This window comes from Pseudoalteromonas sp. 2CM39R, assembly GCF_023161845.1.
The window spans coordinates 587560-600945 of the sequence record NZ_JALNTM010000003.1 but is presented as its reverse complement, the minus strand read 5'-3'; the positions used below and the strand labels follow the sequence as shown (position 1 = coordinate 600945).

The following is a 13386-nucleotide window of genomic DNA, read 5'->3' as shown; positions in this document are numbered from 1 at the left end:
CGAAACTAAAAGTATAAAGAGTTTCTTTGGTACCCGTGTTTATTTAAGTTAATGGCCGTAGCTTAAAATAATTTAATAGCAAAAAAAGTGAAGCCTCAAATATACAGTGTCATAAAGTATTATAGGTTTATTGAAAATAAGAGATGGCTTTATGAATACATTATACATTACAGGTGCTGGAGTAAGTGCTGCTAGTGGTATTCCTACTTTTCGTGGTGAAGATGGTTTTTGGACCATTGGTAGTAAAAATTATACGCCGATGGAAATGGCCACTCGTGCAATGTATGAAAATAATCCAAGTGAGTTTTTAGCTTGGTATTATCATCGCTTTGCAACTTATCGTCATCATGGTCCTAACGAAGTTCATCATTGGCTTAGTGATAAAAACTTAATAACTCAAAATATTGATGGGCTTGATGGTAAGGCGGGTAATAAAGATTACATTGCGATTCATGGTCGGCTTGATCAAATGACGCTGTTTCATCATCAGGGTGATGATGTCACACCACAAGCGACGCTATGGAGTAATGTTGATGAGAGCAACTTACATCGCTCTCTACTTGAGTTATTCAATATTGAAAACCATCAGCCAAAGCTTAATCATTCTTTAAAGCCCTTTGTATTGTTATTTGATGAATATTACACTGAGCTTTATCGTATTAGTGAAGCACAATCGCGGATGCTTACGGCTGATAAAATGGTATTTATGGGGACCTCTTTTAGTGTAAACATTACCCAAATGGCACTAGAGATTGCACGTAATTATGCTATTCCAATTGAAATTGTTGACCCTGAACCTACTCATGTACTGCACTCAAATGTAAGTTATAAAAAAATGACTGCATTGGAGTACATACAGCAACAAGGTTAACTAGGTAACTAGGTTATATATTGCTGCTGGTATACATAATTTATTATGCGTTATTAATAATCAGTACAGCTTACATTATGTTATTGTTGGCATTTAATTCACGCTGGTACTCGTTATTTTAGGTACTTAAATACATTATAAGAAGTCGGTAGCAATGTTAAGTATTTCTCTTGGGCCTTTGGTTATTTCTATTTCACAGTTAATTATTTTTTTAGGGTTAGGCATTTTCTGGGGGCTTACCTATTTATTGACGCGTCAACACCCATTACAAAAAGCGATTTTAGACACAGTCTTTAAAGCGATTGTTGTGGGCTTTCTAGTCTCGCGTTTAGCGTTTGTGTTTACCATGTGGGATGCCTATCAAGGTAACTGGTGGCAGCTTTTTAATATTAGCGACGGTGGCTTTATTGGTTATTATGGTTGGCTCAGCGGTATAGTGGTTTTAGCGTTTTATGCGCGTGGTAAAAAAACGGTAATGAAAAACTACGCTATTGCTGGGTTTGTTGGTTTTTGTTCAATGATTATTCCTAACTTTGCGCTGTCTATTTATCAAACGGGTGTGCAGTTACCGCAGTCTGTTGTGCATAATATTCAAGGGCAGCAAATTAACTTACAAAACTTCAAAGGTAAGCCGGTGGTTATTAACTTTTGGGCGTCGTGGTGTCCGCCGTGTCGAAAAGAAATGCCGGTGTTACAAGCGGCTCAAAAAAATAACCCAAACATTACAGTGGCGTTTGTCAATCAAGGTGAGGACTTACACACGGTAAAAGCGTTCCTTGATGAACAGCAACTCGATCTTAATCATGTATTTTTTGATCAAAGCAGTAATGTGAGTCGCGAATCAGGTGCTGCAGGCTTACCAACCACCTTGTTTTATAATAGCCAAGGAGAGTTAGTTACCAGCCATATGGGTGAGCTTTCTCATGCGAGTTTAGGCTATTATATTCAGGCTATTAGTGATAAAAAATAATAGTGTTTGTTGTTTGATCTAGTTACTCCTTCTTAAGCAGCTAAATAGTTATTTTGCTGCTTAACTTCTTGTTTATATTTGAATTGGCTATTTATTGATAAGGTATTCAGTTACTCATCAGTTTGCATTAACAAGCTATTAAGCTTGGTTATGTAAAATACAGCTACTTTTTTCGTACCATCTTTAGCTAGTACGATCATCTTTAAGTATTAACTGTATTTTAAATGGAACTGTTAAAACTATGACCGCTCATCGGAAAACCAACGCTTCACATCACTCACTCCCACTTTTTATTAAATCAACTCTGTGTATGTCTATTTTGTCTGTGATTAATCATGCATATGCGGATGAAGCAGCAGATAAAGCATTAAAAAGTAAAGATATGGAAGTAATTGAGGTACGCGGTATCCGTTCCAGTATGGCGGCTAATTTAGATATAAAACGTTTGTCTAGCTCTGTGGTTGATGCGATTACAGCGGAAGATATTGGTAAGTTCCCTGATAAAAATGTCGCAGACTCATTACAACGCGTACCAGGGGTAGTGATTGACCGTGACGGAGGCGAGGGCTCATCGGTAAGTATTAGAGGGTTATCATCTGAACTCACCTTTTCTCAGTTAAATGGTAATTTTATTGCGTCATCACCAGGCGAGCCATCTCGTTCGTTTGATTATGCATTACTCCCCTCAGCCATGATTGAAAGCGTGGAAGTGTATAAATCACCAGAGGCACGTTTAGATGAAGGTGGAGTGGGCGGCACGGTATTAATGCATAGTCGTAAGCCGCTAAGCATGGATGCAAACTCAGGGGTGATTAATATTGAAAGCACTTATGCCGATGTGACTGAAGAATCTGAGCCGCAAGTAACCGCACTTTATTCTTGGAAGAACGATGCTGATACTTTTGGTGTGTTGTTTGGTTACACCTCACAAAAACGCACTAACCGAACTCTTTCGGGTGGCACCGATGCAAATGTGTGGCGCTTTATTGGTGAAAACCCGGTTGATGTTAATGGCGCGCCGGTTGAAAATAATAATCAGTGGGGTTCAATAAGCGATGCTCGGGGCAATAACTATGACAATGTCTGGTTCCCTCAAGTGGTTCGTGGCTCAATTGTAAACGAATTACGTGAGCGAGAAGGGGTACAATTTAGCACGCAGTGGCGCCCAACTAGCCGAGTAGAAATTGGTTTTAACTATTTTGGATTTTCACTTGATAAAAATAGAACTGAGTCGGTGATTGATATACCTGAGTGGTCTTTAAATCCTGACTTTTTAACCGATGTAAGTTTGGATGAGTCGGGCACGATAGTTAATGGAATGCAATTTGATGCAGCTGCAAGTGGCATAGAAAATGATATGCAATTGCCGTGGATGCGAGGCAGCTATGTACGTGAAGAGTCAACCTCTGACACTTTTGATCTCAACTTAACCTACGAAGGTGATTACTTCAAAGCCCGTTTTGTGGCGGGTAATACACGTTCTGAAGGTGGCCCGAAAGAGAGTTGGGAAGCAGCCTATAAAAGTTCTAACGCGGGTGAAAATGAAAACCGCATAGAAAATGCCGCGCAAACAGCGGGTTGGAAAATTAATGAGAACGATATTAGTTTAAATATAGATCCAAATACGTTAGCTAACTTACTCAATGGTGTGGGTGGTGGGCGCGATCCGGGTTCGTCAAATTCAAGTTTTGTGCGTAGTGAACTTGAAGAAGATTACTACCAAGCTGATTTTGATATTTATACCGATTGGGGCATTTTAAGAACAATTAAAACTGGGGTTAAGTATCGAGAAGCTACGCTTCACCGCGAAACCGGTAATACCTTCTTTTTAGATCCTAATTTTGATATTGCCGCAGCAGAAGCCAGTAAGGGTGGGATCACACGCTTTGATAGTTACCAGTGGAATAACGGTATGCCACTAGCACAAGATGTGTTTATCAACGAAGGTAATATTACGGGTGGTTTTAACATAAACCAAATGCCTGGCATTGATTGGGATAAATACCGCGATATTGTGACCAGTAATTATGTTCCGTATACGCGTAAAGAAGATAATTTCATTTATGATATTGAAGAGCAAATAGCGGCATTTTATTTACAAGGTGATTTTGAATTTGATAGCGTGCGCGGTAATCTAGGGGTACGTGTTGTACGCACGAAAACCATGACATCATCAACCGATCTATACACCTATTTGCTGGATCATACTGACGATGAAAGCGGGGAGGCGGTAACCGGAGACGATAGATTTGTTGAAGATTATCAACTCATTACTCAAGAGAATACCGATACCCAAATTTTACCTAGCTTTAATATTGCATGGGATGCCAGCGAAGATATTGTTGTGCGCGGCGCGATTGCAAAAGTAATGTCTCGCCCTGATTATGCCGATTTAGGCGCACAACAACGCATTACGTTTGTCTCAGATGAGTGGGCCGACGACAGAGCTGAATTTAATGAAATTCCAGGTTTTAGTGGCAGTGGCGGTAATAAAAACTTAAAACCGTTTGAGTCGGTGCAAGCTGATTTATCTATTGAATATTATTACAGCGAAGGCTCTGCTGTTGGTTTAGCACTGTTTCATAAAACTGTTGATAATTTTGTTGTTCCTTTAGTTATTGACGTACAACAAGATTTTGCAGGTAAAGAGGGCATAGTTGATTCGGGAAATATTACTGTGTCGCCATATAGCACTGTAGGCAATGGCACTGATGCCGTATCTAAAGGGGCTGAAGTATTTATACAGCATGCCTTTGATAGTGGTTTTGGTTTTTACGCAAACTACACTTATAACAAAACCAATAAGGCCGATGTAGAAGTAGATGGTAAAGAGTTTGGTAAATCGCCTTTAATTGGCAGTGCTAAGTACCAGTACAATACCTCGATATATTATGAGGGAGATGCTTTTAATATTCGTGCTTCTTACAACAAGCGGGGTGAAACCGTGTTGGGTTTAAATAGTGGTTTAAACGTGTATCAAGACCCATACGAGCAAGTTGATGTAAATGCATCAATTACTTTATTAGAAGACTTGAGCCTAACAGCCGCTGTGATAAATTTAACTAAATCTGAGTCGGTAAAGCGCCTAGGTAATGACACAGAGTCTCGGTTATTAAACTCAAGCTATTCGGGTAGACGATATTATGCGGGCATAAACTATCGTTTTTAAGCTGAGTTTGTTGAGTTTAGGTAAACAAGCTGTTTTGTTGCTGTTTTAGCTTTTTCTTGTAAGTTATTACTTTATAATGAGCATTATAAAAATTATTTAATTAATATTAACAGGATTGAAATGAGTGATTTAACGGCAATAGCCAACTTATCTATTTTATTAGTTGAGCCTTCTGAAGTGCAACAAAAGCTAATAAAAAAATCACTGGCTCAGTGTGGTGTTACACAAATTGAAACGGCCAGCACTCAAGAAAATGCGCTGGCCGCTTTATCAAAGTATCACCCTGACTTAGTGATCAGCAGTATGTATTTTAGCGACGGTACTGCAGACTCTTTATTACAGGCAATACGCAGTAACAGTAATACTGAGCAGCAGGCGTTTATGCTGGTGTCGAGCGAACGTAATAAGCGCCATTTAGAGCAACTTAGGCAATCGGGCGTATTAGCTATTTTACCTAAACCGTTTAATGCCGACGAGATCACCCGTGCGCTTAAAGCGACTCTGGATATTATTAGCGAGCAAGAGGTGGAACTAGAGCACTTTGATGTCACTTTACTTCGCGTGTTGGTGGTTGATGACAGTCGCTTTGCACGAAAACATATAATACGAGTGCTAGCGGGAATGGGTATTCCTGAACCTGTAGAGGCTGAAGACGGTAAACAAGCGATTGAAATGCTTAATAATCAATCATTCGATTTAATTGTTACAGATTACAATATGCCAGAAATGGATGGTAAAGAGTTAACTGAAACCGTTCGAAAATCGAATACGTACTCACATATTCCAGTTCTGATGGTCAGCTCAGAGGCCAACGATACTCATTTAGCTAATATTGCTCAAGCCGGGGTGGATGCCATTTGTGACAAACCATTTGAACCTGCAACGGTGCGCGATTTGCTTTTTAAAATCATGAGCTAACTCGCAGCTGTAAAAGCACTTTTTAACTAAAGTGCTTTTAAGTCGCTTTGCAGTAATGTAATGAAAAATTAAGTAACTTGGCACCAGATAAGGGCTTACTTAAATAAAACCCCTGAGCAATATCGCAGTTTAGCTCGTTGAGTAAATCTAGCTGCTCTTTGGTTTCTACTCCCTCTGCAACTACTTTTATTTCTAGGCTGTGTGACATAGCTATGGCCGCTTTTACTAAATTACAGTCGGCCTTGTTATCTGTTATCCCTGCAATAAAGCTACGGTCAATTTTTAGCACATCAAAAGGGTATTCTCGTAAGTAACTTAATGATGAATAGCCTGTGCCAAAGTCGTCCATTGACAGTTTTATGCCCAGCTCATCAATTTGCACTAAGGCATCATGAATTGAGGCTTGGCTATTCATTAGTACCCCTTCGGTAATTTCCAGCTCTAAGCATTCATTATTAATGCTATTTTTATGTAGAGTATGTTTAATTATATTAACCAGTTCCGGATCTCTGAATTGGCGCGGCGATAAATTAATCGCCATGGTATAGTTTTGCTGGTTAATTGATTGCCATTCATTCAAAAAGCGTAAGGCTTGTTGAAGAACAAATAAACCAATAGGCGCAATCAAGCCTGTTTGCTCTGCAATGGGAATAAATTCATCAGGGGTGATTTCCCCTAACACTATATTATGCCAACGTAGCAAGGCTTCAGCGCCAATGATGGTGTTTGTTTTTACATCTATTTGCGGTTGATAATAAAGCTCAAATTCGTTTCGCTCCAGGGCTCCATGCATTTGCTCTTCTATTTCAAAACGCCGGCGCATAGCAACGTTCATTTGCGGGGTAAAAAAAGAGGAGGTATTGCGCCCCATCGCTTTTGCTTGGTACATAGCGGTGTCGGCATTACGTAACAACACCGAGGCACACGTACCGTCTTTGGGAGAAATCGCAATACCAATACTTAATGTCAGTATTAAGTCTCTGCCTTCGAGCTTGAAGGGTTTTCTAAATGCTTGAAGTAACCGCTCAGCAATTGCTAAAGCATCATTTTCATCGTTTAAACTGGATATTAAAACAATAAATTCATCACCCCCTAATCGACCGACAGTGTCATTTTGCTTTAGTGTTTGCTGTAATCTAGCGGCTGCTGCAATTAACAGTTTATCGCCTACTTCATGCCCTAATGAGTCATTCACTTTTTTAAAGTCATCAAGGTCTAAAAAAAACACCGCTGCTTTTTCATGACTCTTTTGTACTTCCATTAATATTTGTGACAAGCGATCTAAAGACAAAAAGCGGTTAGGCAAATCGGTTAAGCTATCAAAGAGAGCCTGATGACGGATCAATTCTGCTGAGCGGTGTGGTTCGCTAATATCACGAATAATCACCATGATTTGGTTTTTTTTGGGCAGTAGGCGCAATCTCGCCTCATAATAAATTACGCCTTCAGGCATGCTCAATTCATATTCAAAACTGACCATACTGTTTTGAGCTATTGTTTTTTCTATATGAATTTGAAATTTTTCCGCTACTTTTTCAGGCAGTACATCAATCATTTTTTTACCAATAAACTGCTCAGGTGAAATATACAGGTCCTTACTATTATTAACATGGTAATCAGCAATGATGCCATTTTGCTCTAGTACAAAAAATAAGTCGGGAATGGCTTCAAAGATAGTCTTCAACATACTGGCATTAAATGTGGCTTCTGCTTGTGCCTTGTGAACCTCAGAAAGGTCAATATCAATACAGTACATTTGTTTGGTATTGTATTGATTAGTAAACATAACATGGCTTGAAAATACAGCCACATCATTACCCTCTTTATGTTTGAGGATAAGCTCTGAGGCGGGAATTTCAATATCATGCTTAATCCAATTACTATGGGCTTCAATTACGGGCTCTCGCATTGGTGTGGGTATTATTAAATCTTCGAGTTTTTTGCCAATGGCTTCCTGTTGCGAATACCCATAAAGCAATTCACTGCCTTTATTCCAATAAATTACACGCCGTTGCTCATCATAACCTTGCACCGATATAGAATCGACTGCATCAAATAGTTGATGCAACGGATCATTAGTAACATATTGATGGGCTGGCATATTATGGGCTTTATGGGGATCCATTAAATGGGTTCCAGTTATTGAATTACTTTATTTATATATTAGACATAAAGTTGAGATTTAGCATGGTAAGGGAGGTTTCAATGTGTGACTTTTCATTGATTTAGTCGAAAGTAATTTTAACAAAGCACAATTAAGTACTTTTAAAGCAAAGGCCAATAAAGATTGGCCTTTGGATTATCTTGTTAGTTGGTGGGCATTAAATAGATTTCGCGTACGCTATTACGCTGGTTGGCCTCAATAGCAAATAATACCGCATCGGCCACATCTTGTGGGTCGAGCTTATCGGGTTTTGCTTCATCAAAAAAAGGCGTATTTACCATACCTGGCGCAATAGTGGTACAGCGACCATGCCATGGTTTCATTTCCTCTGCTAAATTTTGACCAAAGCCATGTGCAAACCATTTAGTAGCACCATATATAGAGCCGTCAATGGGTCTTCTTCCTGCTGCAGAGCTGGTTAAAATAAAATGCCCTTGGTTTTCACGTAAGTGAGGCAAAGTGAGTTTTGCGGTCCACAACAACGCTTTAATATTAAGGTCAACCATGGTTGACCACTCATTGGGGTCGCCATTTTCGGTGCCAGCTGATGACACACCCATGCCCGCGTTAGCGAATGCTGCGTCTAATCGCCCAAACTTTTCAATGCCCTTACTTACTACACTCTCAAGCTCGCTAAACTGAGTGGCATCGGCTGAAACGCTAAATGCACTTTCATGGCCTAACTCATCAACTAGTTTATTGAGTTTATCTTCACTGCGCGCAGTTAATATTACTTTGTGACCATTATTAACTAATGTTTTAGCGGTCGCCTCGCCAATACCACTAGAGGCACCGGTAATTAAAATTACTTTATGTGTCATAGTTCCTCCAAAACAAAAAGCCCGCAGGTGCGGGCTAGAATTTATAAAGTTGATGCTTACTGAGCAATATCAAATGTCACTTCGGTATCTTCACCGGCTACAACCGCCACCGGCTTAACTTGATATAGGGTAAACGCTTCATCTTGTAGTTCGGCATCATCAATATGCGCGTTACAGGTATAACCTAGCTGATAATCGCCAGGCGTAATAAATGCTAGTTCAAATTCATATTGGCTAGTTTCATTGTTAAGTACCACATTTGCAGTAGCTAATGGTGCGTCTACAGGGGTTTCACCCTCAGTGACTTCGTAATTATCAAGTGGTAGCTCTACATCACTGTTATACAAGTAAACAGCATGGCCGAATGAACCATCTTCAGCGGCAACCTCAATGTTATCGGTTTCACAATTTGCATAAAGTGATTCGCTTACTGTACCTTCAATATCTTGTGACTCAGCAAGGTTTTCAAGACGAACTCCACGTGGTTTTAATACTATTTCGTTACCGCTTTGCGGCGCAACTAACGATTTTTTAAGATCAAATTCAAGTACAAAAGTGTTGTCCGTTTGATTCAGAGTAAAACCATCAAGTTGAATCTCACCGATTCCGTCATTGCCTTTTCGTTTTACGATTAACGGTGCAATGCTGTCATCTTCATAAACAACATGCGAAGTTTCGGTTAGGTTGTTTATATCACCATTAATTACATCAGCACGTATCCACGCGTATTCACCTGCAGGTACGTCTTCGCCCTCTAGTAAGGAAAAAATATCATCGCCAGTGTAATCCAATAAGTTAACCATTTCAGCTTCGGTTGAATCGCTGGCTTCACGTGTTTCGAAGCTAAAATCTTCGCCACCTTGTGAACGAAGGGTGATAGAGTCAAAAACTACATTAACCGCTTTTAAGCCTGTTACTGGCGCATCTGAAACTCCTAAACTGAACGTTGATTTTTGCGGATCGGTAGGAGTAATAGGGGAGTCATCATTTGATGAACCACAACCCGTTAATGCTAATAGGACGGCGCTACTAAGTAATGTTGATTTTAAGTTCATGTTAGGTTTCCAAATACTTTAAAGTATCACTCAGTATAGATACAAAAACTTAACCTAAATTGAATTAAAATTATTAATTACAGGAAGAAGATTTAAATACTGTGTATCTTCCCCCTATAAAAAAAAGCTTAGGCTTCTAATTGGAAGGGATAAACTGATCCCAAGCTCAGTAATTGTGTTAACTCATCAAGGGCTTGGTAGCTTTCGGTAAGTAAAGCAGGGTCTGCAAAGTCGTTGGCACCAAGCTTATCGCGGTAATGGCGCGTAGCCCAATCACATAATTGAGTATACTTTTGCTCATTTAAGATCACATCAGGATTTACCGCTGCTAATTCGTGGCTGTTTAATGCAACTCGTAATCGCAAACAAGCAGGCCCACCACCATTTTGCATACTTTGGCGCAAATCAAAAAACTGCACTTGATTTATGGGATTATCGGCAACAATTAGCTCTTCAATATACGCTTTTACAGCAGGGTTGCGCTGGCATTCTTGTGGGGCAACGAGCAGCATTGCATCGTCATTCATGCTAACCAGTTGGCTATTAAATAAATAACTACAGACGGCATCTTGAATACTCACTTTGCTGGTTGGCACCTCAATAATATAAAGCTGTTTGTTACCTACATAGGCTTCGCGGATATCGTCTAATGCTTGCGTTTGATTTAAAAACGCCTGTTGATGGCATAATAAAACATTGGCGTTACCCACTGCAATTACATCATTATGGAACACCCCTTGGTCAATCACATCAGGGTTTTGTTGTAATAGTATTTGGCTGGTATCTTTTATATTGTGCAATCGACAAATGGCTTCAGACGCTTCCAAAGTTTGCCTTGCAGGGAACTTAACGGGCTTAACAAGTTTACTGTTAAAGGCACTTGCACCAAATACAAATAACTCTAGACCTGTTTCACCATGGCTGTCGCACAGCCGAGTATGGTTTGCTGCGCCTTCATCGCCAAAAAAACCTTGCTCAGGCAAATGTGAATGGTGTGCAAAGTATTGTTCGTTATTAAACATCGCTTTGAGCAAACGTGTAGTGGTGTTTGGCTCTAAAGAGCGATGAAATTTATTATTTAGATTAGCCGCAGTGAAGTGTACCTTGCCGTCGTTAGTATCAGGTGAAGGCGATATGGTGGCTGCATTAGCGGTCCACATGGCAGAGGCAGAGTAACAGGCGCGCAATAAAATAGGATCAGCTTTAAAAGCTTTATTAATGACTTGCGCATCGTTGCCAGTAAATCCTAAACGGCGAAGTACATTTAAATCTGGGCGAGCATGAGGAGCAAACACCCCTTGGGTTAAGCCTTTATCATGCATAGCTTTCATTTTAGCCAGGCCCTGCAATACAGCTTCTTGCGGATTTGAAAAACTCGCCGCGTTATTTAACGAAGCAACATTACCATACGACAAACCTGCGTAGTTGTGAGTAGGGCCGACTAAGCCGTCAAAATTAACTTCTAAAGCATGCATACACGTTCCACTAACCAATTAAATAGTCTTTTACAATACAACGCTATGAGGTAGCTTGCAAAGTCTGTTCAAAAATAGTTTAACGCGAATAGATACGCTCTTTTTCACTGGTGGTATGCGTATTTGTTGGCTCATTTACTTGCCACACTGTGATATCTAAGCGCCATAAAAAATAAAGAGTGTTGTATAAATTAGACATAACTTTTCCTTGGTGTTGCTAACGTCATTAAGAGAGAAGGAAGAAGTATGCCAATTGTTAATTGAATATTTTATGAATAATAATCAATAAGTTAATTTTTTATAACTAAACTATAAAAAAGCTTAAGCACCACATTGGATAAATTTACGCTAGGTTTGCACTAACTTGGGACTGTCTTTAGCATCGACACTTTCATCTTCAGTCTGGGTGCTTAAGTCGCTAACGATTAAATCGAGTAACTGCATTAATTGCTGTGCTTGGTTAGTGTCGATACTGTCAAATTTACAGAAAATTGTTTTTGGAATATCAGCAGCTTTAAGTTTTAAAGATTGGCCGGTGTGAGTCAATTGCACCAAACGCTTACGCTTATCGTGTTCGTCCTTTATAACGTTAAGCAATGACTTGCTGGTCATCTTTTTTAATATTTGAGTAAGCGCGCCACCATCAATTGCGGTTTTATCGATTAGTTCGGCGATGGTTACTTCATCTTGTTCCCACAGCGCCATCATAACAACATACTGAGGATAGGTAAGGTTAAGCTCAGCTAGAGGTTCTCGATAGGCACGGGCTATGCTGTTAGACGCCATATATAAACGATGGCATAACTGATTTTTTAATTTTAACTGTTCAAACGACATCGTTTTATCCTTCATTTCAATACAGAGTATTTTAGTTTGCATGCAAAGTATTTGCAATCAGAATTTAGTTGTTCTATTATTTTGCACACAAAGTAAGTAATGTGAAAATTTTAAATCTTAGGAGTTCACTATGAATGTATTACAAAATGTAGCTTATACAGCAAAAGCAACGGCAACAGGCGGACGTGAAGGGGTAGCTAAATCGGATGATGGTCGTTTAGATGTTAACTTATCAACGCCTAAAGGGTTAGGTGGTGATGATGGGCAAGGCACTAATCCAGAGCAATTATTTGCAGCAGGTTATGCAGCCTGTTTTATTGGTGCGCTTAAATTTGTAGCCGGTAGCGAAAAAGTTGCTTTACCAAGCGATACTTACATTAACTCTGAAGTGTCTATTGGTGCTATTGAAGGCGGTTTTGGTATTGCTGTAAAGCTTGCTGTATCACTAGGTGATATGGATAAAGCAGCGGCGCAAGAGCTGGTAAATAAAGCACATCAAGTATGCCCATACTCAAACGCAACACGCGGTAATATTGAGGTAGAACTTTCAGTTATTTAATTTACCTCTTTATATTGTTTATAAAAACACGCCATGAGTGATCATCGCGTGTTTTTTATTCGCTACTATATTTTTAAATGAATTGAAAATAGATAAATTCAGTTACATTCGAAATTTCATATATTCACTATTCCATATGTTTGTTTTTTGTTTTATTGTATGTGCATAAACCAAACGAGGACGCTATGGAACAACTCAACCCACTACAGTTTTATAAATGCTTAGCTGACGATACGCGCTTAAAAGCCATGCTGCTAATTAGCCATGAGCAAGAATTATGTGTATGCGAGCTTGTGGCTGCCCTTGAGCTTAGCCAGCCTAAAGTATCTCGTCATTTAGCCCAGCTTAGGCAATGTGGCTTATTGAGCGATCGTAAGCAAAATCAATGGGTGTATTACAGTATTAATAAAGCCCTACCAGAGTGGGCTGAAAATGTACTAGCACAAACCCGTAGCGCTAATATTGAATTTTATAACGATGATTTAAATCGACTCAATGCAATGGGTAACCGCCCTGAGCGTGCAGCAAACTGCTGTTAATTAACTTT

The 13386-nt window shown here is 39.5% G+C and carries 11 protein-coding genes; 6 read left to right on the top strand and 5 right to left on the bottom strand.

Annotation, left to right across the window (positions count from 1 at the left end):
• The first annotated feature begins 151 nt into the window (after positions 1-151).
• From MTF66_RS09940 to MTF66_RS09925, 4 genes are all read left to right on the top strand, one after another.
• Positions 152-871, top strand: a complete 720-nt coding sequence (locus MTF66_RS09940; RefSeq protein ID WP_248527127.1) for a Sir2 family NAD-dependent protein deacetylase — start codon at positions 152-154, stop codon at positions 869-871.
• 154 nt (positions 872-1025) lie between these two features.
• Positions 1026-1841 (top strand): TlpA disulfide reductase family protein, encoded by an 816-nt coding sequence (locus tag MTF66_RS09935; RefSeq protein WP_248527126.1) that lies wholly within the window; start codon positions 1026-1028, stop codon positions 1839-1841.
• A 241-nt stretch (positions 1842-2082) separates the two neighbouring features.
• Positions 2083-5010, top strand: coding sequence for a TonB-dependent receptor (locus MTF66_RS09930; protein WP_248527125.1), 2928 nt, complete (start codon positions 2083-2085; stop codon positions 5008-5010).
• A gap of 120 nt (positions 5011-5130) precedes the next feature.
• Positions 5131-5928, top strand: a complete 798-nt coding sequence (locus MTF66_RS09925; RefSeq protein WP_109875101.1) for a response regulator — start codon at positions 5131-5133, stop codon at positions 5926-5928.
• A 37-nt stretch (positions 5929-5965) separates the two neighbouring features.
• On the opposite strand, the gene MTF66_RS09920 is transcribed toward MTF66_RS09925, so the two are convergent.
• The 5 genes from MTF66_RS09920 to MTF66_RS09900 form a co-directional block, all read right to left on the bottom strand.
• Positions 5966-8053: a bifunctional diguanylate cyclase/phosphodiesterase gene (locus MTF66_RS09920; protein ID WP_010389421.1), complete on the bottom strand. Its 2088-nt coding sequence runs from the start codon at positions 8051-8053 to the stop codon at positions 5966-5968.
• 182 nt (positions 8054-8235) lie between these two features.
• The gene (locus MTF66_RS09915; RefSeq protein ID WP_248527124.1) at positions 8236-8913 is read right to left on the bottom strand and encodes an SDR family oxidoreductase; all 678 of its coding nucleotides are present in this window, start codon (positions 8911-8913) and stop codon (positions 8236-8238) included.
• A gap of 56 nt (positions 8914-8969) precedes the next feature.
• Positions 8970-9968 (bottom strand): DUF4382 domain-containing protein, encoded by a 999-nt coding sequence (locus MTF66_RS09910; protein WP_248527123.1) that lies wholly within the window; start codon positions 9966-9968, stop codon positions 8970-8972.
• A 128-nt stretch (positions 9969-10096) separates the two neighbouring features.
• Positions 10097-11443 (bottom strand): N-succinylarginine dihydrolase, encoded by a 1347-nt coding sequence (astB, locus tag MTF66_RS09905; RefSeq protein WP_248527122.1) that lies wholly within the window; start codon positions 11441-11443, stop codon positions 10097-10099.
• A 348-nt stretch (positions 11444-11791) separates the two neighbouring features.
• Positions 11792-12280 carry a MarR family winged helix-turn-helix transcriptional regulator gene (locus MTF66_RS09900; protein ID WP_008468659.1) on the bottom strand — a complete coding sequence of 163 codons (489 nt, stop codon included), beginning with the start codon at positions 12278-12280 and terminating at the stop codon, positions 11792-11794.
• 130 nt (positions 12281-12410) lie between these two features.
• On the opposite strand from MTF66_RS09900, the gene MTF66_RS09895 reads away from it, so the two are divergent.
• Together MTF66_RS09895 and MTF66_RS09890 are read left to right on the top strand one after the other, a co-directional pair.
• On the top strand, positions 12411-12839 hold the full coding sequence (locus tag MTF66_RS09895) for an organic hydroperoxide resistance protein (RefSeq protein ID WP_008108945.1): 429 nt from the start codon (positions 12411-12413) through the stop codon (positions 12837-12839).
• 185 nt (positions 12840-13024) lie between these two features.
• Positions 13025-13378, top strand: a complete 354-nt coding sequence (locus MTF66_RS09890) for a metalloregulator ArsR/SmtB family transcription factor (protein ID WP_008108943.1) — start codon at positions 13025-13027, stop codon at positions 13376-13378.
• The last annotated feature ends 8 nt before the right edge of the window (positions 13379-13386 follow it).